Annotated in this window: 22 protein-coding genes; 16 read left to right on the plus strand and 6 right to left on the minus strand. The window is 70.6% G+C overall.

Features of this window, described 5'->3' with window-relative positions; translation table 11 throughout:
- The first annotated feature begins 77 nt into the window (after positions 1–77).
- The 4 genes from BJ964_RS37540 to BJ964_RS37555 are packed head-to-tail and all read left to right on the plus strand — an operon-like array spanning position 78 to position 5807.
- The gene (locus tag BJ964_RS37540; RefSeq protein WP_188125091.1) at positions 78–1349 is read left to right on the plus strand and encodes an ABC transporter substrate-binding protein; all 1272 of its coding nucleotides are present in this window, start codon (positions 78–80) and stop codon (positions 1347–1349) included.
- The gene (locus tag BJ964_RS37545) at positions 1346–2242 is read left to right on the plus strand and encodes a carbohydrate ABC transporter permease (protein ID WP_188125092.1); all 897 of its coding nucleotides are present in this window, start codon (positions 1346–1348) and stop codon (positions 2240–2242) included. The genes BJ964_RS37540 and BJ964_RS37545 overlap by 4 nt, the downstream gene beginning before the upstream one ends.
- The gene (locus tag BJ964_RS37550; protein ID WP_188125093.1) at positions 2239–3063 is read left to right on the plus strand and encodes a carbohydrate ABC transporter permease; all 825 of its coding nucleotides are present in this window, start codon (positions 2239–2241) and stop codon (positions 3061–3063) included. The genes BJ964_RS37545 and BJ964_RS37550 overlap by 4 nt, the downstream gene beginning before the upstream one ends.
- Before the next feature lie 26 nt (positions 3064–3089).
- A complete protein-coding gene (locus BJ964_RS37555; RefSeq protein WP_188125094.1) occupies positions 3090–5807 on the plus strand; it encodes an exo-rhamnogalacturonan lyase family protein in 2718 nt (905 codons plus the stop codon).
- Between the two features lie 3 nt (positions 5808–5810).
- Here the strand turns inward: BJ964_RS37555 and BJ964_RS37560 are convergent, their stop codons facing one another.
- On the minus strand, positions 5811–6803 hold the full coding sequence (locus tag BJ964_RS37560; RefSeq protein ID WP_188125095.1) for a serine hydrolase domain-containing protein: 993 nt from the start codon (positions 6801–6803) through the stop codon (positions 5811–5813).
- Between the two features lie 84 nt (positions 6804–6887).
- On the opposite strand from BJ964_RS37560, the gene BJ964_RS37565 reads away from it, so the two are divergent.
- Positions 6888–7088 (plus strand): hypothetical protein, encoded by a 201-nt coding sequence (locus BJ964_RS37565; protein ID WP_188125096.1) that lies wholly within the window; start codon positions 6888–6890, stop codon positions 7086–7088.
- Positions 7089–8286: 1198 nt separating this feature from the next.
- On the opposite strand, the gene BJ964_RS37570 is transcribed toward BJ964_RS37565, so the two are convergent.
- Positions 8287–9480 carry an MFS transporter gene (locus BJ964_RS37570; RefSeq protein WP_188125097.1) on the minus strand — a complete coding sequence of 398 codons (1194 nt, stop codon included), beginning with the start codon at positions 9478–9480 and terminating at the stop codon, positions 8287–8289.
- A gap of 170 nt (positions 9481–9650) precedes the next feature.
- On the opposite strand from BJ964_RS37570, the gene BJ964_RS37575 reads away from it, so the two are divergent.
- Both BJ964_RS37575 and BJ964_RS37580 read left to right on the plus strand, forming a co-directional pair.
- Positions 9651–10127 carry a SigE family RNA polymerase sigma factor gene (locus BJ964_RS37575; protein ID WP_188125098.1) on the plus strand — a complete coding sequence of 159 codons (477 nt, stop codon included), beginning with the start codon at positions 9651–9653 and terminating at the stop codon, positions 10125–10127.
- 5 nt (positions 10128–10132) lie between these two features.
- Positions 10133–10795, plus strand: coding sequence for a hypothetical protein (locus BJ964_RS37580; protein ID WP_188125099.1), 663 nt, complete (start codon positions 10133–10135; stop codon positions 10793–10795).
- Here BJ964_RS37580 and BJ964_RS37585 read toward each other — a convergent pair.
- Both BJ964_RS37585 and BJ964_RS37590 read right to left on the minus strand, forming a co-directional pair.
- Positions 10782–11672 carry a phosphotransferase family protein gene (locus BJ964_RS37585; RefSeq protein WP_229806671.1) on the minus strand — a complete coding sequence of 297 codons (891 nt, stop codon included), beginning with the start codon at positions 11670–11672 and terminating at the stop codon, positions 10782–10784. The genes BJ964_RS37580 and BJ964_RS37585 overlap by 14 nt on opposite strands.
- Before the next feature lie 154 nt (positions 11673–11826).
- Positions 11827–12681, minus strand: a complete 855-nt coding sequence (locus tag BJ964_RS37590; protein WP_188125101.1) for a LysR family transcriptional regulator — start codon at positions 12679–12681, stop codon at positions 11827–11829.
- Between the two features lie 69 nt (positions 12682–12750).
- Between BJ964_RS37590 and BJ964_RS37595 the strand changes: the two genes are divergently transcribed.
- Positions 12751–13629: an EamA family transporter gene (locus BJ964_RS37595; RefSeq protein WP_188125102.1), complete on the plus strand. Its 879-nt coding sequence runs from the start codon at positions 12751–12753 to the stop codon at positions 13627–13629.
- Positions 13630–13704: 75 nt separating this feature from the next.
- Positions 13705–13860, plus strand: a complete 156-nt coding sequence (locus tag BJ964_RS37600) for a hypothetical protein (protein WP_188125103.1) — start codon at positions 13705–13707, stop codon at positions 13858–13860.
- On the opposite strand, the gene BJ964_RS37605 is transcribed toward BJ964_RS37600, so the two are convergent.
- Positions 13830–15017 (minus strand): MFS transporter, encoded by a 1188-nt coding sequence (locus BJ964_RS37605; RefSeq protein WP_188125104.1) that lies wholly within the window; start codon positions 15015–15017, stop codon positions 13830–13832. The two genes, BJ964_RS37600 and BJ964_RS37605, sit on opposite strands and share 31 nt — an antisense overlap.
- Before the next feature lie 326 nt (positions 15018–15343).
- Here BJ964_RS37605 and BJ964_RS37610 point away from each other — a divergent pair, with 326 nt between their 5' ends.
- A complete protein-coding gene (locus BJ964_RS37610; RefSeq protein ID WP_188125105.1) occupies positions 15344–16096 on the plus strand; it encodes a class I SAM-dependent methyltransferase in 753 nt (250 codons plus the stop codon).
- A gap of 7 nt (positions 16097–16103) precedes the next feature.
- Here BJ964_RS37610 and BJ964_RS37615 read toward each other — a convergent pair whose 3' ends face one another.
- Entirely contained in the window at positions 16104–17105 is a 1002-nt protein-coding gene (locus BJ964_RS37615; RefSeq protein ID WP_188125106.1) for a hypothetical protein, read from the minus strand.
- Positions 17106–17188: 83 nt separating this feature from the next.
- On the opposite strand from BJ964_RS37615, the gene BJ964_RS37620 reads away from it, so the two are divergent.
- From BJ964_RS37620 to BJ964_RS37645, 6 genes are read left to right on the plus strand one after another with little or no spacing between them, the layout of a single operon-like run.
- A complete protein-coding gene (locus tag BJ964_RS37620) occupies positions 17189–18064 on the plus strand; it encodes an oxidoreductase (RefSeq protein ID WP_188125107.1) in 876 nt (291 codons plus the stop codon).
- An 18-nt stretch (positions 18065–18082) separates the two neighbouring features.
- A complete protein-coding gene (locus BJ964_RS37625) occupies positions 18083–18670 on the plus strand; it encodes a TetR/AcrR family transcriptional regulator (protein WP_188125108.1) in 588 nt (195 codons plus the stop codon).
- A gap of 25 nt (positions 18671–18695) precedes the next feature.
- Positions 18696–19127 (plus strand): hypothetical protein, encoded by a 432-nt coding sequence (locus tag BJ964_RS37630; RefSeq protein ID WP_188125109.1) that lies wholly within the window; start codon positions 18696–18698, stop codon positions 19125–19127.
- 16 nt (positions 19128–19143) lie between these two features.
- The gene (locus tag BJ964_RS37635; RefSeq protein WP_203832430.1) at positions 19144–19743 is read left to right on the plus strand and encodes a nitroreductase family protein; all 600 of its coding nucleotides are present in this window, start codon (positions 19144–19146) and stop codon (positions 19741–19743) included.
- A 21-nt stretch (positions 19744–19764) separates the two neighbouring features.
- Positions 19765–21918 (plus strand): McrB family protein, encoded by a 2154-nt coding sequence (locus BJ964_RS49345; protein WP_188125110.1) that lies wholly within the window; start codon positions 19765–19767, stop codon positions 21916–21918.
- Entirely contained in the window at positions 21915–23114 is a 1200-nt protein-coding gene (locus BJ964_RS37645; protein ID WP_188125111.1) for an McrC family protein, read from the plus strand. Before BJ964_RS49345 ends, BJ964_RS37645 begins: the two co-directional genes overlap by 4 nt.
- Positions 23115–23170: the final 56 nt, after the last annotated feature.

A 23170-nucleotide genomic window follows, 5' to 3' on the forward strand; every position in this document is an offset into this window, starting at 1 on the left:
TGCAAAGCTGCCGAAACTATCGAGTGCCATCAATCGCAGCTCAGGCTGCGTATGAAACGTTTTAGCGGGAGGCTTCAATGTCGGTCAGCAGGCGCGCACTCCTGCGCGGCGGTATCGCCGGACTAACCCTGGCCGGGCTCGGCGGATGCGGCGACGACGGCGGGAGCGGCGGGAAGAAGACGCTGCGGTTCGCCTGGTGGGGCAGCGAGGAGCGGGCCAAGCTCACCCAGCAGGTCGTCGACCTGTACGTGAGCAAGCACCCGGACGTCGAGATCAAGACGACGTACGCCGCCTACGACCCGTACTTCCAGAAGCTGGCCACCGAGATGAGCGGCGGCAACGCCCCGGACGTGCTCCAGATGGGCGACCGCTACCTGCGCGAGTACGCCGACCGCAACACCCTGCTCGACCTCACCCCGCACCTGGGCAGCAAGATCCAGACCGCGGATCTGGAGCAGAAGCTGTTCCCGGCCGGCAACCTCGGCGCCCAGACGTTCGGCCTGCCGATGGGCCAGACCACCCACGTGCTCCAGTACGACGCCAAGCGCTGGGAGGAGGCCGGGGCGAAACTGCCGGCCGACGGCTGGACCTGGACCGACCTGAAGGACGCCGCGTCCAAGGTGTCCGCGAAGTTCGGCCCGAAGGTGAGCGGCCTGAGCGACCCGTTCGGCATCGAGGACTGGTTCGGCGACTGGCTGCGCCAGCAGGGCAAGGATCTCTACACCGCGGACGGCAAGCTCGGCTACACCGAGGCCGAGATCGTCGCCTGGTGGAAGCTGGGCGAGGAGTTCCGCGCCGCCAAGGCCCTGACCCCGCCGGAGGTCACCGCCAACACCACGCTCACCCCGTTCCCGCGCAAGGAGTCGACCGCCGAGTTCTGCCCGGACAGCACGGTCGGCATGACCTCCTGGGACACCTACGGCAGCGAGTTCGCCCTCTCGCACTTCCCGACCGCGGGCAACGGCATCGGCCAGTTCACCCAGCCGCCGATGATGCTCAGCGTCGCGAAGCGCACCGAGAACCAGGACGCCGCGCTCGCGTTCGTCGACTTCTTCCTCAACGACCCGGAGGCCGGCGCCATCCTCGGCATGGCCCGCGGCCTGCCCGCCAACCTCAAGATCCGCGAGACGCTGGCGTCGACGCTGACCGACGAGTGGAAGGCCGTCGCCGCCTACGAGGCGAAGGTGTCGCCGCAGCTCCTGCCGGCTCCCCCGCCGCCGCCGAAGGGCGCCGGCGTGGTGAAGACCCAGTTCCAGCGGATCTACGACGACGTCATGCACGGCAAGGCCAAGCCGGAGGAGGCCGCGCCGCGCCTGATGAGCGAGATCCAGCAGGCCCTGGGCGCATGACCACCGTGCTCGAGCGACCACGCACCAGGGTCAAGACCAGATCAAAACCTGTGCGACGGTACGGGGAAAGGCCGTCGATCGCCTACCTGTTCCTCTCGCCGTGGGTCGTCGGGGCGGTGTTCCTGACCGCCGGCCCGATGGTGTGGCTGCTCTACCTGTCGTTCACCGACTACGACCTGTTCACCGCCCCGCGGTGGGTGGGCCTGGACAACTACGTCCGGATGCTCACGGTCGACCCGCACTTCTGGAACGCGGTCTGGGCCACCACCAAGTTCGTGGTCATCTCGGTGCCCGCCCAGCTGATCGCCGCCCTCGGTGTGGCCATGCTGATCAACCGCCGGAGCCGGGCGCAGGGCTTCTACCGGTCGGCCTTCTACGCCCCGTCACTGCTCGGCGCGAGCGTGAGCGTGGCCCTGGTCTGGCGGGTGATCTTCCACGACTGGATCGGCCATCCGGACCGGGCCCTGCTCGCGCTGGTCCTGCTCGCGGTGTGGCAGTTCGGCGCCCCGATGGTGATCTTCCTGGCCGGGTTGCAGCAGATCCCGCAGGAGTACTACGACGCCGCCGCGGTGGACGGCGCCGGCCCGTGGCGGACCTTCCTGAGGATCACCGTGCCGATGCTGTCGCCGGTCATCTTCTTCAACCTGGTGCTCGACACGATCCGCGCCTTCCAGGTGTTCACTGGCGCCTACGTGGTCAGCAACGGCACCGGCGGTCCCAGCGACTCGACCCTGTTCTACACGCTCTACCTCTACGAGAAGGGGTTCGTGGAGTTCAAGATGGGCTACGCCTCGGCCATGTCCTGGTTCCTGCTCCTGGTCATCGCCCTGATCACGGCGCTGCTCTTCCGTACCGCCAAGGGTTGGGTCTTCTACAGCGGGGACGAGTCGTGAGCCGGCGGCTGTGGCACCCGGCCGTGATCCTGCTGCTGATCCCGCTGCTGTACCCGATCGTCTGGCTGGCGTTCGCGTCGTTCAAGTCGGGTTCGGAGATCGTGCAGAGCCTCGCGCTGCTGCCCGAGGAGTGGATCCTGGACAACTACCGGGCACTCGGCGACGACCTGGCCGGGGTGCCGGCGTGGACGTTCTTCGTCAACTCGACGATCGTGGCGGCGAGTTGCGCGATCGCCAACGTCGCCAGCTGCTCGCTCGCCGCCTACGCCTTCGCCCGGCTGCGGTTCCGGCTGCGTACGCCGCTGTTCGCCTTCACGCTCGCCACGATCATGCTGCCGGTGCACATCGTGACGATCCCGCAGTACTCGCTGTTCCAGAAACTCGGGATGGTCGACACGTTCTGGCCGCTGATCCTGCCGAAACTGCTGGCCACCGACGCGTTCTTCATCTTCCTGATGGTCCAGTTCATGCGGACGATCCCGCGTGAACTGGACGAGGCGGCCCGGCTCGACGGCTGCGGCTCGATCCGGATCTTCTCCTCGGTGGTGCTGCCGCTGGTCCGGCCGGCCCTGGTCACCACGGCGATCTTCACGTTCATCTGGACCTGGAACGACTTCTTCACCCAGCTGATCTACCTCTCCTCCCCGGAGAACCTCACCCTCCCCCTGGCCCTGCGGCTGTTCATCGACACCACCGACTACAACGCGTTCGGGCCGATGCTGGCGCTGTCGGCGCTGGCCATCGTGCCGATCCTGCTGTTCTTCGCCGCGTTCCAGCGGCTGCTGGTCGAAGGTTTCGCCACCTCGGGCCTCAAAGGCTGATCCCCCACCTAAGGAGCCGGTGCAGCATGCCCGACATCTCCCGACGTACGTTCGTGCGCGGTCTCGCCGCCACCCCCATGGCGCCGTATATCCCTTTCAAAGCACCCGAATCGATCCCCGCCGCTGTCACCGCCGTCGTCCCCGCGCCGGAGACCGTGGCGCTGAACTGGCTGGAAGGCAAACCCGGCACCAACGTCGGCAGCACCTGGGGCGTGCCGTGGCCGAAGGGCGCGGTCCCCGCCGACTCGCCGTTCTCCCTGGCCGCCGCCGACGGGGCCGCCGTCCCGGTGCAGAGCTGGCCGATCGGCTACTGGCCGGACGGGTCGCTGAAGTGGAGCGCGCACGCGCTGCCCGCCGATGCGCCGGTGTCCGGCTCATACACGTTGTCGCGGTCCGCCGGAGTAGCCGGAACCAGTGCGGTGGCCGTCACCGAGCTTCGCGAGACGGTCACCGTGGACACCGGCGTCGTTGTCGTCACCATCGGACGGCGCGGCTCGGCGCTCATCCGGTCGATCACCCGCGGCGGCACCGAGATCGCCGGCAACCTGGAACTTGTCAGCCTGCGGCAGACCGCCATCGAGAACGACGACGAGCGGCGCGGCTCCCGCGAGAAGCTGACCGGCTCCATCAAGAAGGTGACCGTCGAGCAGCGCGGACCGGTCCGGGCGGTGGTCCGGATCGAGGGCGACCACCGGCGGCGCGGCAAGTCGTGGCTGCCGTTCATCGTGCGCCTGTACTTCTACGCCGGGGCCGAGCACGTGCGGGTGGTGCACACGTTCCTGTTCGACAGCGAGGGGCAGAAGGAGTTCATCGCCGGGCTCGGCGTGCGGGTCGGGGTGCCGATGCGCGACCAACTCTACGACCGGCACGTCCGGCTGTCCGGCGACGGTGACGGACTTCTGCGCGAGGCGGTCAAAGGCATCACCGGCCTACGCCGGGACCCCGGAGCCACGGTACGCGCGGCGCAGATCGCCGGTGAGAAGCTGGCCGACCCGGCGACCTGGGACCAGCGGGTCACCACCCGGTTGCAGTACATCCCGGCGTGGGGCGACTACACGCTCAGCCAGCTCAGCTCCTCCGGCTACACCATTCAGAAACGGACCAGGACGGGGTACGGGTGGGTCGGCGTCGACGCCGGGCAGCGGGCCGCCGGGTTCGGGTACGTCGGCGGGGTCAGCGGTGGCCTCGGGTTCGGGATGCGGGACTTCTGGCAGAAGTACCCGGCGCAGCTCGACATCCGGGGCGCCGACACCGACCGGGCCACGGCGACGATCTGGATGTGGTCGCCGGACGCGGGGCCGATGGACACCCGGTTCTACCACGACGGGATGGGCCAGGACACGTACCCGGAGCAGCTCGAAGGCCTCAACATCACCTATGAGGACTACGAGCCCGGGTTCGGCACCCCGTACGGCGTCGCCCGTACCACTGAATTGATGTTCTTCGCCCTGGCCGCGACCCCGCCGGCCGAGCGTCTCGCCGCGCTGGCCCGGACCGTCGTCGCTCCGCCGCAGGTCGTCGCGCCGCCCGCGCACCTGGCCGCGTCCGGTGCGTTCGGCGGCCTGTTCAGCCCGGTCGACCGGTCCACGCCGGCCCGCGCCAAGGTCGAGGACCGGCTCGACTTCCTCTTCGACTACTACCGCGACCAGACCGAACAACGCCACTGGTACGGGTTCTGGAACTACGGCGACGTCATGCACACCCCCGATGTGGACCGGCACGTGTGGCGCTACGACGTCGGCGGGTACGCGTGGGACAACTCGGAACTGTCCCCCGACCTGTGGCTGTGGTTCGCCTACCTGCGGTCCGGGCGGGCCGACATCTTCCGGTTCGCCGAGGCGATGACCCGGCACACCGGCGAGGTCGACGTCTACCACCTCGGCAAGTGGGCCGGACTCGGGACGCGGCACGGGGTGCAGCACTGGGCGGACAGCGCCAAGCAGCAACGCATCAGCACCGCGGTCTACCGCCGGATCTTCTACTTCCTGACCGCCGACGAGCGGGTCGGCGACCTCATGCACGAGCTGGTCGACTCGGACAGGACGTTCCTGGCGCTCGACCCGCTGCGCAAGATCCGTACGGAGCCGTACACGCCGGACCCGCACGCCCTGTCGATCGGCCTCGGCACCGACTGGAGCGGCCTGGCCGCCGCCTGGCTCACCGAATGGGAACGGCGCGGCCCGAAGGCGGCCGTCGCCGAGAAGAAACTGCTGGCCACCATGCGGACCATCGGCCGGATGCCGAACGGGTTCGTCACCGGAAGCGGCCTCTACGACATCGACACCGGCGAGTTCGCCGTCGCCGAGAAGGTGGTCAGCGTGTCGCACCTGAGCGCCATGTTCGGCCAGGTGGAGATCTGCGCCGAGCTGATCGGCCTGGTGGACCTGCCGGAGTTCGAGAAGGCGTGGTTGCAGTACTGCCGCCTCTTCAACGCCACCCGCGCCGAACAGACCGCCGAATGCGGCGCCCACTTCGGCACGCTCATCCTCAAGCAGGGCCACTCCCGCCTGACGGCCTACGCGGCCGCCCGCCTCGGCGACGCCACCCTGGCCGCCCGCGCGTGGACCGAGTTCACCGCCACGGACGGCTACACCGACGCCTCCCCGTGGCAGACCACCCACCTGACCGGCCCGGTCGTCCTCAACACCGTCGACGAGGCGCCCTGGGTCGACACCAACACCACCGCCCTGTACGGCCTGGCCGCCATCCAGAACCTGGCCCTCGCCGCCTCCGCCCTCCCGTGACGCTCAGCCCCGTGCCGCCGGCGTGAAGACCTCGGCGGCACGGGCCAGCAGCTCGTGGGTGGCGGGGCCGGCCTCCCCCGCCACGGTCATCGAGACGGCCAGCTGCCGGGCGGGCTCGTCCTGGTGGAAGACCCACGTCCGGAAACCGTGGAAGCCGCCCTCCTTGCCCCACACGACGGCACCGTTCGGCAGCGTGTAGCGGTTGACGCCCAGACCGCCGTCGACACCGGCGATATCGGTCGCGACGGTCGACCGCATCTCGCGCTGTTCGGCGTCACCGAGCAGGTCGCCGGCCATCAGCGCGGCCAGGAACCGGTTGAGGTCGGCGGCCGTGGAGACCATGCCGCCGGCCGCGCCGGCCTGCGAGGGGCTGCACTCGGTGATGTCGACCGGCACCCCGTCCACGTCCAGGTAGGCGTGGGCGTGCGGCTCCGGCAACCGCGTCCCGTGGTCGTCGGCCCGGGTCCGGCGCAGGTCCAGCGGGCGCAGGATCCGCTGCTCGACCTCCGCACGGTACGAACGGCCGGTCACCCGCTCGATCAGCATGCCGAGCAGGACGTAGCCGGTGTTGTTGTAGGCCCGCGACGCGCCGGGTGGGAAGTCCGGCTCCCGGTTCCGCGCCGACGCGACGACCTCCTCCGGAGTCCATTGTCTGAACCGGTCACGGAGGATGCCCTCGGTGGTCAGGTCAAGGGTGTAGTTGTAGAGGCCGCTCGTGTGGTTGAGCAGCTGCCGGACCGTGATCCGCCCGCCCTCGACCGGTTCGTCCAAGGCCAGTCGCCCCTCACCCACCAGTTGCAGGGTCACCGCCGTGACGAAGAGCTTGGTCACGCTGCCGATCCGGAACCAGCCCACCGGATCCACCGGCCGCCCGGTGCCCAGCTCGGCGACCCCGCTGCTCAGCCGCCACGTGGCCGCACCGTCACGAAACTCCGCCAGGACACCGACCGCGCCCTCACCCACCAGCTCGTCGAGCAGTCGCCGCAATTCGATCACGGACTCTTCGTACCACCAAAGGATGAGGCCGGCGTCGATCCGATGGCGGACGGCTGGGCCGCCGCCTGCCGTCATCGTGGAGCCATGAGTACGAAGAAGCCGGAGAGCAGCAGGTGGGCGCCGTGGTGGGTCTATGTGGTCGTCATCACGGGAGCCAACCAGGTCAAGCAGCGCTACGCGGAGAATCTGCCGGTCCCGGTCAACGCGGCCATCACGATCACGCTGGTCACCACACTGGTCCTGGCGATCACCGCGGGGTACCGGGGCCTGCGCCGCCCGGATTGACCACCGATCTACGCCCGGTGGGCGCGGCACAGGCGGGAGTGGGCAGCGGTAGACCATCACCCATGATCCATTTTCCCTGGAAGACCTTGGGCTATCGGATACCTCTGGGAGCTCTCTTCTTGGTCGCCCACGGCCGAATCCGCAATCCCTCGACAGCAGGACGCGTCACCCGGAGCGATCTTGAACGATTTACCATTCGAGGCGGTGGTAAATCGATCAAGATCGCACAACAGCGGCGTGCAAAGCGGGCGAAACGGGCGCGCCCGTTTCCGGCGAAAGCCCCATTTCCGCCTAGCGCGGCGGGCGGCGCCCCCATTTTGGTGGTTCGCCCGACCGGGCGCTTGACGTAGAACCGCAAACACCCGAGAAGAAGACTCCTGGACGGCCACGATCGCCCAAGATCGCGCCGACCGGTAACGATTGCCCAAGATCTACACCGGTTTTCGCGGATGGCTCGAACGGCCGCCGGTGACCGGCCGAATCTCACGCCGAAGGCGGGAAACAAGCGAACAGGCGACTTGACCTCGACGCCAGGCGACGACCGAGAGAGACTCCCTGGCTTACCTCGATCTACCACAAAGGCCGATGAACGGTGTCACTCGCCTACTCGGAGTGTCGGCCGGCCGGGTTTGTGGAGTGAGCTCGCACGAAGCCGTCGGCGGGGCGGCCGTCACGGCGATGGGCGGGGTGGGCGCACACGCTGGCGATGTCATGGTCGCCTACCTGTCCGCACGCGGCGACGTGCGTGTGCGGCCACCACGTCTTCGACCCGACGTGTACACCCACCCACGCTGAAGCCCGGCCGTGTAAACCCCGCCCGCCGCGGAGGACGGCCGTGTGCGGCCGCCGGGCCCGGCGGGACCACGGATGACGAGTTCCGTGACCGGCGCAACGGCCGAGAGCGGCAACCCGGGTGTCTGGCAACCAAGACCGCGACCATCCGCTCAGGGCGACCCGGTCCGCCGAGGGCGAGAGCCGACCGCCCCGGCCGTGACCGGCGGCGGGCAGGGGTGGCGGCGACGGGGGTGGCCCGCCGGGCGACCGTTCTACGCCCGGCGGGGGCGGCAAAGGCTGGAGTGGCAGCGAGATCGCGCCGACCGGACGGGACGGTCCAGATGAGGCTGGACGAGGTCACGCGTACCGCAAAAAGGAGCTGGAAGCGGCACGCGCGACCTCGAACGATCTCTAGCGTGTCGGATCAGGCTTCTCGGAGCGGGCGCCAGGCACCCAGGGTGATGAGCGCCATGATGACGGCGGCGATCCAGAACGGTGCGGTGATCGACCACACGCCCGCGAGGAGACCGCCGAGCAGGGAGCCGAGCGCCGCCCCACCGGTCTGGATCAGCAAGTAGACGCTGGACACCCGGCCACGGAGGTGGTCGGGAACGGCCCGCTGCCCGATCGTCGCGGTGATCACGCCCCACACCATGGTGTGGACGCTGAAGACGATCAGGACAGCGGCCGCTACCCACGGTGACGTGGTCACGGCGAGCGTCACATGGACGAGCACCTCGGTGATCAGTCCGGCCCGCAGCACCGCCCCGTTGCCGAAGCGGCGGCTCAGGCGCGTCGCGACTCCCGCGCCGAACAGGCCACCGACCGCGAAGGCGGTCAGCAGGATTCCGTAGCCGACCTCGTGGAGGCCGAGCCGGTCCCGGCAGTAGACGACGAAGACCGCGAACGCCGCACAGAACGCGATGTTGCCGACGCCCATGCTGACCGCCGTGGTCCGCAGCAGACGGTGGCCCCACAGCCAGCGGATGCCGGCGCCGATCTCGCGGCGGAGCGAGGTACGTTCGTGCTGCTCGGAAGGTGGAACCGGGCGGATGCCGGCGAGCAGCGCGGCGGACGCGGCGAAGGTCAGCGCGTCCACGCCGAACGGCACCGCCGCCGAGATCACGAACAGCCAGGCACCGAGCGGCTTCGCGATGAACTGGTTGACGCTGAACGTGGCGCCGAGCCGGGCGTTGGCGCTCGACAGGTGCTCCGGGGCGACGATCGCCGGGATCAGGGCGCCCATCGCGGTGTCGGCCAGCGTCTCACCGACGCCGAGCAGGAACACCACCAGGTAGACGACCGGAATGGTGACCGTGCCGGTGGCGATGGTGGCGGTGAGCACGGTCAGGGCCGCGGCGCGCAGCACGTTGACCACCACGGCCGTGGTCCGGCGGTCGAGACGATCCACCCACGCGCCGCTGACCAGGGCGATCAGCAGCCACGGCAACTGTTGGGCGAAGACGGCGCCGGCGATCAGCGACGGGTTGTCACTGATCGAGGCGACCAGCAGCGGGCCGGCGGCCATGGTGACGCCGTCGCCGATGTTCGAGATCGCGGATGCGGTCCAGAGACGGTTGAAGTCCGCGCCGATTCGCGCGGATAGAAGGGCACGCAAAACTAGCTCCTCAAGCCAGGAAGAGAAAAGTGGCGAGGAGCCGGCCGGTCAGCGTGTTACGCGGCCTGCTCCTCGGGCGAGAGAGCGACCGTGACCATGGTGAGAAGCATTTCTCACTCCCTTCTACCGGGACTGCAACAGATCCGGCGTCCGAGAGTGTAGTAGAGGGTATGAGGGATACGGGGTTCGAGGCCTTCGTGCGGGAGAGCGCCGCCGGGCTGCTGCGGCTCGGCAACGCGCTGACGCTCGACTCGGCTGCCGCCGAGGATCTCGCCCAGGAGACCCTCATCCGCGTGGGCACGTCCTGGTCGCGGGTGCGCAGGGACGGAAACCCGGTGGGGTACGCGCAGCGCACGATGATCAACCTGTTCCTGAACGAGCGGAGGCGACGCCGGGCGATCCCCGTCGCCACGGTGCCCGACACGGCACGGGAGGACGCGGCGCTCGCCTCGGTCGAGTCGTCCGCGGCGGTCCGGCAGATCCTGGCCGGGCTGCCACCGCCGCAGCGTGCCGCGATCGCGCTGCGCTATCTGTGCGACCTGCCGGACGAGGAGATCGCCGCGGTGCTGGGGTGTGCCGCGGGCACGGTGCGGTCGCACCTGTCCCGCGGTTTGACGACGTTGCGCGGCCGGATGACGCAGGGGTGAGCGAGATGCTGTCCAAGTCCGATTTCGATCTGCCGGTGCCGGCCGGGTTCACCGAGCGGGTGCGGCGCGGGGTCCGCCGGCGCCGCCGTCTGCGCGTGTTCGCCGTGGTGGGCTGTGTGCTGCTCGGGCTGGCCGGGATCTCGGTGGCGGCCTGGCCGGAGCCACGCCGGGCACCGGTGGAGTCCCCCGCCCCCGCCGTGGGCGAGGTGGCCGGTTTCCGGATCGGCTACGCGCCGCCCGGGTTGCGCCTGGATCCACAGGTCAGCAGCTCGGTGCACACGGTGACGGAGAACCTGCTGGTGAACGACGGCTCCGAACCGGGACCGGGTCAGGCGAGCGCCGTGGTCACGATGCGCGTCTTCGTCAAGGCGAACGGTGGGAACTCCCTGTTCATCACCGTCCTGCAGCCGCTGGGGACGACGCCGCGGGCCGACCGGGCGGCGATCACGCGATGGCTGTCCGCCTGGTCCACGATCGGGATGGAGCAGGTCGGCGAGTTCGCCGTGCCCACCGGGACCGCGCGGCTGATGCGGGGGCAGACCACGGACGGGCCGAAACACCAGGTGCTGATCACCACGGCGGACGGGACGGTGATCGACGTGGGCGGCAACGCCGAACTGTCGGCGGCCGAGTTGACCTCGGTCGCGACCGGGCTCAGCCGCGGCTGAGCGGTCTCCGGCTCCGCAGGCGACTGTCCAGCCAGGTCAGCAGGTGGTGGGCCTGTTCCTGCTGCATGTGGCGCAGGCGGAACGGCCCGGGCAGGTGGCAGTCGCGCCAGGCACGGCTCGCGAGACCGGCCAGGGCCACGTCGATGTGGTCGGCGGGCGTGTCGTGCCAGCAGGTGCTCCGCAGAAACAGCTCCGGGTCCTGCCCGCAGGCGGCCAGGTCGGGCAGGAGCCGGATCAGGTCCATCCAGCCGGGCGCGGTCCACAGGTGGGTCCAGTCGACGATCCGCAGGCGGCCGCCGGGCTCCCGGATCACGTTGTCGCGGCGCAGGTCACCGTGGTGCAGGGCGGTCCCCGGGGCGAGGACGTCGAGCCAGCGGTCGGCCAACTCGGCGAGGCGCTCGACCGGGACGGTGATCGGCGGCGGCTTGGCAGGGCCCAGGATCCGCCAGTCGGCCATCAACGGCACAAAGGCTTCGGCGTACGGGGTGGTGCCCCCGATCGGGGACGGGTCCATGCGGTCGCGCATCCGCTCGACGACGAGCCGCAGGTGGTCGAGGTCGTCGCTGGTCCAGCGGGTGACGGTGTCGCCGTCGACGACTTCGAAGACCTCGATCGACCAGTCCCCCACTGTCCGGGCGGCGATCAGCCGGGGTCCGAGGTCGCCGGCCGCACCCGCCAGCGGCACGGCGGGCCCCTCGCCACCGGGGGCGGCCTTGACGAACAGACGCCGGCCATCGCTGCCGGTCACCAGCGAGGCGATCGACGGGGTGAAGCCGCCGACGGCGGATTCCTCCCGGACGACGTGGCCACCGAGCAGGCCGGCCACCGCCTCCCTGACCGGTTGCGGCGCGTCGGCCAACAGGGGGCGGGTATCCACGGTGATCACCTTAGGCTGACCGTTTCCCGCCCGATCAACGGGTCGCCGCCGCCGGGAGGAATCGGGTGCTCGTGCCCGTACCGGGAAAGGGTTTTCGGGGTTGTCCTGGCACCGGCATGGCGCTGATCGTCTGCAGAGGTCGCCGCCGGCAGGCTCACCGCCGGAGCAGGTCGCGCAGCAGCGTGGCCAGGGCGGGGACTGCCGGATGGGTTGGTGGTTCGCGCCAGGCGAGGTGCAGTTCGATCGGGCGGGCGCCGGTCAGCGGGAGGTAGGTGACCGCCGGGTGGGGATGCATGGCCGCGGTCGCGGTGCTGGTGACCCCGGCGGTGCGGCCGGCCGAGATCGCGGCCAGCCAGTCGTCGGTGTTCGCCACCTCGACCGTGATGGCCGGGGTCGCGTCCGGTGGCCACAGGTCGAGGCTGGTGGTGCCGGTGACCGTGTTGATCGCGATGGCCCAGTCGGCCAGGTCGGTCAGCGTCAGGCTGGGGTGGCGGGCCAGGTCGCTGTCGGCCGGGACGGCGGCTACCCGCTGTTCGGTGGTCAGCAGTTCGGTGTGGATGCCGGGCGTCTCGCCGGGGTCGCGCAGGACCGCGGCGTCGGTGCGGCCCTGGGCCAGCCCGGCGGTGCGGTCGTCGACCCGCAACAACCGCAGTGGGATGTGTGGATGCGTCTCCTGCCAGGCACGGAGAAGGGTGGTGGTGTGTTCGCCGAGAGCCGACCAGGCATGACCGAGCCGTAGCGGCCACGTTCCGGCGCGCGCCGGGTCGAGGGCCTCGTCGACGGCGGCGACCGCCGCGGCCGCCCGCGCCCGGAAAGCCTCCCCTGCCGGGGTGAGTTCCAGGTGATGGGTGGAACGGTCGACGAGCCCGACGCCGAGATGCTCCTCCAACTGGCGCAGCGTGCGGGACAGCGCCGGCTGGGTGAGATGCAGCCGGGCCGCGGCGCGGGTGATGCTGCCCTCGGCGGCGATCGCCAGGAAAGCGCGGAGATGCCGTAACTCGGCGGTCATAACCGGGAAGCATAACCACTGCTCGATCAGCATTTCCGGGCCGCCGGGCGGGCGCATAGCGTCAGCGTCATGAGGGCGGGAGTGGGCCTCGTGCTGGGCGGGGCGATGTCGGTGCAGTTCGGGTCGGCGGTCGCGGCGCTGCTGTTTCCCCGGGCCGGGGCGGCCGGAGTGGTCACGTTGCGGTTGCTGATCGCGGCCGGGCTGCTGCTGGTGGTGTGCCGTCCCCGCCTGCGCGGGCACAGCCGGGGCGACTGGGCGGTGGTCGCCGGGTTCGGGATCGCGCTGGCCGGCATGAACACGCTGTTCTACCAGGCGATCGACCGGATACCACTGGGCCCGGCCGTGACCCTCGAGGTACTCGGCCCGCTCACGCTGTCGGTGGTCGCCGCCCGGCGCCGGGCCAGCTGGTGGTGGGCGGGTCTGGCGCTGGCCGGGGTGGCCCTGCTCGGCTATCAGGGCTTCGACCGTCTGGACCCGGCCGGGGCGGCGTTCGCGCTGGGTGCGGGCGTGATGTGGGCCGGGTACATCGTGTTCAGTGCCCGTGCCGGGCAGCGTTTCCCGAAAGCCGACGGGCTGGCCCTGGCGATGGGCGCGGCGACGCTGCTCAGCCTGCCGCTGGGCGCCCGGCCCCACCTTCTGGAGCCGGTCACCCTCGGCCTCGGCACGGTGGTGGCGCTGATGTCGTCGGTTCTGCCGTACACGCTGGAGCTTCGCGCCCTGCGCCGCCTGCCGACGTCGACCTTCGCGGTGCTGATGAGCCTCGGCCCGGCGCTGGCCGTACTGGCCGGCTGGACCGTCCTCGGACAGCGCCTGTCCGCCCTCGAACTGGTCGCGGTAGCCCTGGTGATCGCCGCGAGCGTCGGCGCGGTCCGTACTTCCCGGCCCACTTCCCGGCCTGGCTCCCGGCCCGCTCCCTCTCCTGGCAAGCCCCGCGAGGAAGCGCGCTGAGTTGCGCGTGTGCGCCGACCGGGCAGCTCGCCCTCTTCCCCACCCGGCCGCGGACTGGAGAGAACCATGTTCCTGGTGACCGTTGACGGCGGCGAGGTGGTCGACGGCAAGGTGCACCTGCACGTCACTCTCGCCGGGGAGGACATCGTGGTCGCCGGTCATCTGCATCGGGCGACCGTGCGTGACTTCTTCGTCCGGGCCTATGTGAGTCCGCTCCGCACCGAGCGGTGACGGATGGTCACGGCCAGCAGGAGGAGGATGACGGCGGCCACCGGGGCCGGCGCGAATGCGGCGGTGGTGTCGACGCTGTCGGCCAGATGGCCGGCCGCCGGGGCCGCGAGCGCCGATCCGGCCGCGCTGAACGAGTTGTTCCAGGTGAGCGCCTGAGTCAGAACCCCTCGGTGTACGGAGTTCTCGGTCAGCACGTTCAGCAGGACGAGGGTGGGCGGGATCGCCGCCTCGGTGAGCACCACGGTCACGGCCATCCAGACGGGCGACGGGGCGAACGGAACCAGCAGGGCGGTGGCGGCCATGTAGGCGGCGACGGTGACGAGTCGCCGTTCCGCCGGGGCGCGATGGCGGCGCAGGCCGTACAGATAGCCGGAGGCCAGGCCGCTCAGGCTCGCGGCCAGCAGGATCCCGGTGGCCGCCGCCGGGACGCCGCGGCCGGTGGCGTAGGCGCTGACCGCCACCCCGATCGTGCCGAAGTAGATGCCGACCGCCAGATTCGACAGGGCGAGCAGGAGAAAGCCGAGCCCCAGCAACTGTCCGCGGGTCCCGATCCGGATGGGCTCCGGCGCGGTGCCGCGCTGGAGCGCAAGCGCCGTCCCGCCCGCCAGGATCAGGCCCGCGGCCAGGGCGCTGGCCACCGCCGCGTGGCCGGCCGCGCCGAGGGTGGTGGCCACCGCCGGGCCGATCAGGAAGGCCGTGGCGTTGGCCAGCGATTCCAGGGAGAACGCGGTGGAGAGCGCCTCGCGTGTGCCGCCGAAGCGGAGAAGATGGGACCAGCGGGCCGCGGAGAGCGCACCGAGCTGGGGTACGACGGCGCCCGCGCACGTGGCGGCGAGGATCAGCGTGGCGGCGGAGTCGGCGGTCAGCAGGATCAGGACGGCAGATCCGTGCGCGGGCAGGGCGAACGGCAGCACGCGGGTCTGCCCGTATCGGTCGATCATGCGGGCCAGTTGCGGGCCGATGAGCGCCTCGGCGAGCGCGAATCCGGCGGTGGCCAGGCCGGCGGCGCCGTAGGAGCCGGTACGGGCGTGTACCAGCCAGATCAGGCTGAGACCCGTCATACCGATGCCGATCCGGCCGATCGCGGCGGCCAGGAAGAAGGCGGCGGCGCCGGGAAGACGCAGAAGGGTGGAGTATCCGGACGTGGCGGAAGACATGGGAGTCCTTCGTCGCCGCCGGTAGGGCAGGGGTTCTGAGGATGCGACCCAGGCCCGCCACGGGCACTCGACATGGTGGAGGGAGGTGCCCGATCGCCCGGCGGAGGTGAGATCTCGGCTCGGCCAAGGCGGGTCCGAACGACTACCCGGACTCTAGCAGGGGCGAATCGGGCCCCACACATCGACGTTCGGCGATTCCCCGGTGGGGATGCTGAGCGGCGGGAGCCATGCGAAAGCTACTGATCAGCGTCCGGCCCGGGTGTCGCGGGCCGGCACTGTGGGCGGTTCCCCGGAGCCGGCCACGAGCCTGCGGGCACGATGACGGGATGACTGATTCGTGGGCGTTGTTCGACCGGCTCGCTGACGACTACGACCAGGTGGTTCCGTTCTTCGCCGGGTTCGCGGCACGGTTCCTCGAGGTGGTCGGCCCGACGCCGGGGAGCCGGATGGTGGACGTCGGCAGTGGCCGCGGTGCGATCGCGACAGCGGCCGCCGCCCGCGGTTGTGCCGTGACGGCGGTCGACGCCGCGCCGCGGATGGCGTCGTTGCTGGCCGCCGGGCATCCGGAGATCGACGTCCGGCTGATGGACGTGCACCGGCTCGACCTGCCGGATGGCTGTTTCGATGTGGCGACCGGCGGTTTCGTCATCCACCTGGTCGCCGATCCGGTACGGGTGCTCGGCGAGCTGCGCCGGGTGCTACGGCCGGGCGGTGTGGTGGCGCTGTCCGTTCCGGGCCGTCGCGAACCGGGCCATCGCTGGGAGCGGTTCAACCGCATCTGGGCGGAGGTCACGCCGCCGGACCGGCCCCGCATGGATGTTCCGGGCTGGCTGGCCGAGGCCGGCTTCACCGACCTGCGTACCGTCGACATCGCCGTGGACATCCCGGTCCCGGATCCGCGGACGTGCTGGGACTTCCACATGTCGCACGGCTTCGCGGCCCGGGTGGAGACGCTGAGCCCGGCCGACGCCGGCGAGTTCCGCCGCCGGTCGCTGGCCGAGCTGACCCGCATGCACGAGGACGGCGGGATCGTGCTGGACAGTCCGGCCGTCGTGCATATCGGGCGGGCGGCCGGCTGATCCGGCGTCACTGCATGGCGGTCGCCGCCGGGTGGTCGAAGGACTCGGGGCAGCGGAAGACGTACAGGTCGTAGCCACGGCCGAAGGCCACGCTGACGAAGTCCGGGGACGCGTCCGGGTCCTCCTCGATCGGCCGCCAACTGCAGTGCCTGCCGTTCCAGTCGGTCGAGGCCGCGGTGAAGGTCAGGGTCATCGCGACCCCGCAGACAGAGCAATTCATCGGGTACGGGTCGGTCAGCGACCATCTGGCGAACCCGCCGACCTTCCAGCCCGGCGCTTGCGACAGTGCGCTCTGATAGTCGAGGAGTTCGTCCTCGTCCTCCTCCTCCAGTTCCTCGTCCCGGGCGTCGAGCCGGTCCCGCAGATCCTCGGGAAGCAGGTCGGCGTACTGGTACTCGCGCACCTGCTCCGGATGCACCACGCAAGGATCCGGCAGATACATGTCGCTGATCACCGCCGGTTCCGGAGGTGTCTGGCGAACCTGCCCGACCGCGGCGCTGTCCCGCCAGAAGAAGAACACCTTCGGGCTGTAGTGGGCGTCCTCGTGGTCGACCGGGCACCACAGCACCTGGAGCAGATCGGTGCCGTCCGGCCCGGCGTAGTCGGGGACGTCCTTCCGGTACAGCTGGGCGACGGGGATCAGCGGGATCGGCTCCTCGAGCAGGTCGTCCAGTTCGAGGTGTTTGTCGGCATCGACCTCGGCGCGTTCCGCCGCGGTGAGGAACTCTCCGCCGGGCAGCGCCGGCCGGGCCCAGGCGTCGGCGAGGATCTCCCGCTTGCGGCGCTCGATGGCCGGCGTGGTCAGGTTGGACGTCCCGTGGGCGCCCGCGTCGTCGCAGACCGGCCACGGCTCGTCGGCGGGCCACAGCAGCGGGCCTCCGACCGAGCTGTCGGCGACGGTCGGCTCGCCCGGCCGCGGGTGCAGGCGGGTCGCGGTCGTCGAGTGTTCCCGCAGCTCAGGGAAGAGCTGAGTGATGTCCAGGGGCCGCGGCGGCGTGGTTCGAGACATAGCCGGTGATCTTAGAACACCATGGGAAACCCACCAGGTGTACGGTACCGTTTCGTACATCGACGTTCGAGGAGGGTTCGGGTATGGCGGGAATCGCGGTAGTCACCGGGGCGGCCGGCGGCATCGGATATCACACGGCGCTCGGGCTGGCGCGGTCTGGGACGGGCGTGCTGATCGCGTCCCGCGACCGGCGGCGGGGTGAGGCGGCGGCCGAGCGCATTAGCGCCGAGACGGCCGGGAACAGCCCGGAAACAGCCTGGTGGGAGCTCGATCTGGGCGATCTGGCATCGGTCCGGCGGTTCAGCGAGCGATTCCATGACGCGTACGATCGTCTCGATCTCTTGATCAACAATGCCGGCGTGATGGCGCTGCCCCGCTCGGTGACCACCGACGGTTTCGAGCGTCAGCTCGGCGTCAACCATCTCGGGCACTTCGCGCTGACCGGCCTGCTGCTGCCCGCCCTGCTCACCACCGAGGGCTCCCGGGTGGTGACCGTGACGAGCGGCCTGCACAAGCGTGGCCGGATCGCCCTCGACGACCTGATGAGCGAACGCCGCTACGGAAAGTTCCGCGCCTACTGTCAGTCCAAGCTGGCCAACGTGCTGTTCGCGCTGGAGCTGGGCCGCCGGACCCCGCTGACCAGCGTGCTCGCCCACCCGGGGGTGGCGCACACCGATCTCGCCCGTACCGGAAATCGGTTTCGATCCTTGCTGATCGCCGCGGCCCGGGTGGGGGCGCAGTCGGCCGAGGATGGCGCGCTTCCGCTGTTGCACGCCGCGATCGCCACGGATGTGCGCGGCGGCGAACTGTACGGCCCGGACGGCCCGGACGAGCGCCGCGGGAAACCGGCCCGGCTGGAGGTCGCGGCGCGGGGCCGGGACGAGGAGACCGCCCGCCGCCTGTGGACGATCTCCGAGGAGCTGACCGGCGTACGGTACGGTACGTTCGTCCAGCATTGATCCGTCTTGGAGGGCGGTTTGCCCCAGTCCCCCGCCGCCCAGCACCGTCTGGATCCGGCGCGTGAGCAGGCCATCCTCGACGCGATCCGGGAGCTGCTGACCGAGGTCGGCTACGACCGGATGTCCATCGACGAGGTGGCCCGCCGGGCCCGGGCCAGCAAGGCCACCATCTACCGCCGCTGGGCCGGCAAACCCGGCATGGTCACCGCCGCCCTGCACGGGATGATGCGGGAGCACCCGGCGCTGCCGGACACCGGAACGCTGCGCGGTGACCTGATCGCGGGCCTGACCATGTTCTGCCGGGTGTACGAGCGCAAGCACCCGTACGTGCTGGCCCTGCTGTCGGCGATCCGGGCCGACCCGTCGCTGGGCCGACTGCTGCACGAGCACGTCCTGGCGACCGGCACGGCCGAGGCGGAGATCGTCCTCGACCGTGCCGTCCGCCGCGGCGATCTGCCGGCCGCTCCGGGCACCGGGGTCGCCGTCGAGGTATGCAAGGCGATGCTGTGGCACCGGCTGCTGCTCACCGGCCTGCCGCTGGACGACGCATGGGTGGCCCACCTGGTCGACGACATCGTCCGCCCGCTGTTGGGCTCACCCTGGTGAAGGTCGCCCGCGTAGGGTGACGGCCGTGACTCTTATGATCGACGAGGACAGCCGCAAGGGCGGACAGTTCGCCTGCCAGTGCTGCGACAGCACCGCCGACCGGACGTGGGCGTTCATCCACGACGAGAACGGCGCGGTGGCCGTCTACTTCGCCAGCTGCTACCACCACGACGGGGTGCACGAGGCGTGGATCGACGCGATCCTCGGCACCTGGGGTGAGGGCCGCACCGACGACCACATCACGTTCGGCTGCCGGGTCGGCCCGGTCCAGGGCCAGACCACGCCGGCCGCGACGCTTGTCGACGGGGGTTCGGCCGCGCCCGACGACCCGATGTTCGGGCAGAAGCTGAGCCGCGCGGACGGGCTCGCGCACCCGCGGATCGCCGAGTTCTGGAAGATCGTCGACACCATCCTGGAAAAGGACGATCTGGTACGGGGCCACCTCTACGGCGCGTGAGGCGTACCGTGTCGAAGTGACCGACTTCAATCAGGTTCTGCGCGGGCGGCGGATGGTCCGCAACTACCGGCCCGACCCGGTGCCGGACGAGGTGATCGAGCGGGTCGTCAAGGTGGTGCACCGGGCCCCCAGCGCCGGTTTCAGCCAGGGGCACCGGATCGTCGTCGTCTCCGATCCGAAGAAGCGGGCCGAGCTGGCCGCCGTCGCCGAGCCCTGGTATCTGGAGCACGGCTTCCACCCGTGGATCTCGCAGGCGCCGGTGCAGCTGGTGATCGGCATCCGCGAGGCGTCCTACCACGAGCGGTACACCGAGGCCGACAAGCTGGAGGCCGCCGAGGAGATCCCCTGGCCGGTGCCGTTCTGGTGGTTCGACTCCGGCGCACTGTTCGCGCTGCTCCAGTTGGCCGCCGCGAACGAGGGCCTGGCCAGCGGTTTCTACAGTCCGGCGTTCCCGGACGAGCTGGCCGCACTGTCCGCGGTAGCCGGGCTGCCCGACGACGTGGCCCTGGCCGGCGTGCTGACCGTCGGCTACCCGGCTGACGATCCGGGCGTGCCGACCGCCAAACTCGCCAAGCGCCGCAAGCCCATCGACGAGCTGGTCACCTGGCTGCGCTGAGGCCGTGATGAAATAGCCGGCGTGAGCGACGACGTCATCATTCCCGCCCGTCAGGACGAGCGTGTCCGCGAGGTCGGGCGGGAACTGATCGAACGAGGTTTCCGGGACGGGACGTCCCTGTTCACCCCGGAGCGGGCGGTGTGGCGCCTGGAGACCGCCCTGGAGTTGCGGCGCTGCTACAACGAGCGGCCCGACCTCGGTTCCGACCCGTTCATGGTCAAACTGTCGAGGCAGCTGGGTGATGCGTCCGATGACGCGAAACAGCTGCTCGCCGAGTTGCTGACACTCCAGGGGCTGCCGCTGTCGAACCTGACCGGCGGCAAGCTCCAGCAGCGCGTGACGACGGTGCTCGGCTGGATGGATCAGCCGGTCGCCGTCCCCGCACACGTGCAATTGGCCTTCGACCAGGGCACCTGGAACGGCGGCACCGGCGCCCACACCATGCTGTGGCGGTGGCTCGCCGACGCGGTCGACGTGCTGTGCGGCTGGTTCCAGCTCCCGGAGCCGGAGCGGCGGGAGGCCCTGTCCGGGGCGTGGGCCTGGCAGGCCGCCGTCGACCATTACCGGATCATGCCGTCGCTGCGGGCGTCGCTGCTCTACCTCGCCTTCCCGGACCACTTCCTGCCGATCCTGAACACCGCTCACCGGAAGGCGATCCGGGGCGTCTTCTTCAAGCCGGGCACGCCCACCGACGGTGACCTGGACCGGGAGCTCTTCGACATCACCGTGCGCCTGCAACGGGTGTCCGGGCAGCCGGTCGACTACTACCGGCCGCCGTTCGTCGCGCAGTGGCGCAACACCACCCGGCCGCCCGGTGAGCGCCGGGCCTGGCTGGTCCGGCCACGCCCGGGCGGGGCGGAGCTGGCCGCGCGGTGGCGGGAGCAGTCGTTCGTCTCCCTGGCCGCCACGCACCTCGGCGGGATCCCGGCGGGCGCCCCGGTTCCGGACGTCCGGGCCGCCGTCGAGGCCGGGTACCAGCACCTCGACTACGCCCGGCAGGTGGCCCTGGTCAGCGAGTTCCACGCGGTCCTGTCCCGGATGGACAGCGACGACATCGTCGTCACCCTGGTGGACGATCAGCTGTATCTCGGTGTCATCGACGGCGAGGCCGAGTACGGCGACGCCCAGCTGCGCCGCCCGGTCGGCTGGCTCACCACACCGCCCGTCCCGATCGGGTCGCTGCCCGCTCCGCTCCCCGCCGAGCTGGACAAACAGGGCACCGTCGTCGACCTGACCGGCTCCCTGGACGCGCTGTCCGCGCTGGTGGACTCCAGCGAGCCGGTCGACGAACCGCAGCCGGTGTCCGCCCGCCCCGGGCTCACCGGTCTGCCCCCGGTGACCGCCGGCCTGGCGGACGAGCTGTTCCTCGACCGGTTCTGGCTACAGGAACTGGTCGAGCTGCTGTGGGACCGGCGGCAGGTGATCCTGCACGGGCCGCCCGGCACCGGCAAGACCTTCCTGGCCCGGGCCGTCGCCAACCACATCGCCGAACGGGACGCCGTCCGGCTCGTGCAGTTCCATCCGTCGTACTCGTACGAGGACTTCTTCGAGGGTTTCCGGCCCGCCGAGGGAGCGGCCGGGTCGGTGGCCTTCGCCAAGACCCCCGGCCCGCTGCGGGCGATCGCCGCCGAGGCGCGGGACAATCCGGACCGCCCCTACGTGCTGATCATCGACGAGATCAACCGCGGCAACCTCGCGAAGATCTTCGGCGAGCTGTACTTCCTGCTGGAGTACCGGGACGAGGCGGTTCTTCTCCAGTACTCGCCGTCCGAGGCGTTCAACCTGCCGCCGAACGTGTTCATCATCGGCACGATGAACACCGCGGACCGGTCGATCGCCATGGTCGACGCGGCGATCCGGCGGCGGTTCGCGTTCCTCGAGCTGCATCCGGGTGAGGCACCGGTGTCCGGCCTGCTGGCGGCCTGGCTGAAGGAGCACGGCACCGACGGCGACCAGCGGGCGGTTCTGCTGGACGCGCTCAACGACGCGATCGGCGAGGAGGACCGCGACTTCCAGATCGGGCCGTCCTATCTGATGCGCAAGAACGCGGTGCTGGAACGGGTGTGGCGGCATGACCTGCTGCCGCTGCTGGAGGAGCACTACTACGGCCGGATGTCGCGTCGGCAGGTACACGACCGGTTCGGGCTCGACGCCATCCGTGCGCAACTGCCGTGAACCGCGTCGACCTGGGTGAACTCGACAAGAGCGGGGCCCGCTGCGAGCTCACCGTGGACCAGGCGGCGGCGCTCGACGCGACCGGCCTGGTGAAGCCGCGTCCGGAGGGCGGTGGGTGGTGGCGCCTGTGGCCGAACGGGTACGCGGGCGCCGTACGCATCGACGATCTTGATGTTGAAGTGCACCCCAAGGTGGGCATCGCGCGGCTGCTCTTCCTGCTCGGTTATGCCGGTGATCCCGGGTTCCGGCCGGAGGACGTCGGCGCGGAGGCGGAGACGGAACTGTGGCCGGCGCTGGCCGAATCGCTGGCCCGGCAGGCGGAGCGGGCGCTGGCGGCCGGGGTCATGCAGGGGTATGTCTCGGTTGACGACGCGCTGCCGCTGGTGCGTGGCCGGATCCGGTTCGCCGACCAGATCTCGCACCGGGCCGGGCTGCCGCTGCCGGTCGAGGTCCGTTACGACGAGTATTCGCCGGACATCGCCGAGAACCGGATCCTGCGGACGGCGCTGCGGCGGATGCGCGCGGTGCCGCGGCTGCCCGAGTCGGCGCGGGCCCGGCTCGGCCATCTGGACGCGCGCCTCGACGGGGTGCGGGTGCTGCCGCATGGCGCGATCCCGCCGGAGTGGAGGCCTTCTCGCCTGAACGCCCGTTATCTGCCGGCGCTGCGGCTGGCCGCTCTGGTGCTGCGCCAGCACAGTGCCGAGCCGGGCCCGGGCGGTCAGCGCATGGCGGCGTTCGTGGTGGACATGGCGCGGGTGTTCGAGGATTTCCTGACCACGGCGTTGCGGGAGGCCCTGGCCGGCCGTCCGGGGCACACCGCCGGGCAGTACCACACCCATCTGGACACCTCACGCAAGATCCTGATCAAGCCGGACGTGGTTCATCTGGCCGGCGGGCGGCCGGTCGCGGTGTTCGACGCCAAGTACAAGCTGTCCTATCCGAACGAGGACGCCTACCAGATGCTGGCCTACTACACGGCGCTCGGCCTGGCCCGCGGCTGGCTGGTCTACGCGCAGGGCGCCGCCTCCGGCCCGCTGCCGGTCCGCAACACCGGGATCGAGATCATCCGCCGTCCGCTCGATCTGACCGCCCCGCCCGGCGAGTTGCTGGCGCAGGTCCGCATTCTCGCCGACCAGGCGGTTCCCGCCCAGGAGACAACCACGGGGGTACGCCGTCCGCGCGCCCTACCTCCGTAGTGGTACGCCAGGTCCCAACTCCGGCCTGACGCTCCGTGACTCTCCCGTTCCTACGC

The sequence above is a fragment of the Actinoplanes lobatus genome, from assembly GCF_014205215.1.
GTDB classification, from domain to species: domain Bacteria; phylum Actinomycetota; class Actinomycetes; order Mycobacteriales; family Micromonosporaceae; genus Actinoplanes; species Actinoplanes lobatus.

What these genes read in the sequence shown, in the direction of transcription:
- BJ964_RS37540 (WP_188125091.1), top strand. Translation starts at nt 78, where the DNA reads ATGTCGGTCAGCAGGCGCGCACTCCTGCGCGGCGGTATCGCCGGACTA.
- BJ964_RS37545 (WP_188125092.1), top strand. Translation starts at nt 1,346, where the DNA reads ATGACCACCGTGCTCGAGCGACCACGCACCAGGGTCAAGACCAGATCA.
- BJ964_RS37555 (WP_188125094.1), top strand. Translation starts at nt 3,090, where the DNA reads ATGCCCGACATCTCCCGACGTACGTTCGTGCGCGGTCTCGCCGCCACC.
- BJ964_RS37565 (WP_188125096.1), top strand. Translation starts at nt 6,888, where the DNA reads ATGAGTACGAAGAAGCCGGAGAGCAGCAGGTGGGCGCCGTGGTGGGTC.
- BJ964_RS37575 (WP_188125098.1), top strand. Translation starts at nt 9,651, where the DNA reads ATGAGGGATACGGGGTTCGAGGCCTTCGTGCGGGAGAGCGCCGCCGGG.
- BJ964_RS37580 (WP_188125099.1), top strand. Translation starts at nt 10,133, where the DNA reads ATGCTGTCCAAGTCCGATTTCGATCTGCCGGTGCCGGCCGGGTTCACC.
- BJ964_RS37590 (WP_188125101.1), bottom strand. Translation starts at nt 12,681, where the DNA reads ATGACCGCCGAGTTACGGCATCTCCGCGCTTTCCTGGCGATCGCCGCC.
- BJ964_RS37595 (WP_188125102.1), top strand. Translation starts at nt 12,751, where the DNA reads ATGAGGGCGGGAGTGGGCCTCGTGCTGGGCGGGGCGATGTCGGTGCAG.
- BJ964_RS37605 (WP_188125104.1), bottom strand. Translation starts at nt 15,017, where the DNA reads ATGTCTTCCGCCACGTCCGGATACTCCACCCTTCTGCGTCTTCCCGGC.
- BJ964_RS37610 (WP_188125105.1), top strand. Translation starts at nt 15,344, where the DNA reads ATGACTGATTCGTGGGCGTTGTTCGACCGGCTCGCTGACGACTACGAC.
- BJ964_RS37615 (WP_188125106.1), bottom strand. Translation starts at nt 17,105, where the DNA reads ATGTCTCGAACCACGCCGCCGCGGCCCCTGGACATCACTCAGCTCTTC.
- BJ964_RS37620 (WP_188125107.1), top strand. Translation starts at nt 17,189, where the DNA reads ATGGCGGGAATCGCGGTAGTCACCGGGGCGGCCGGCGGCATCGGATAT.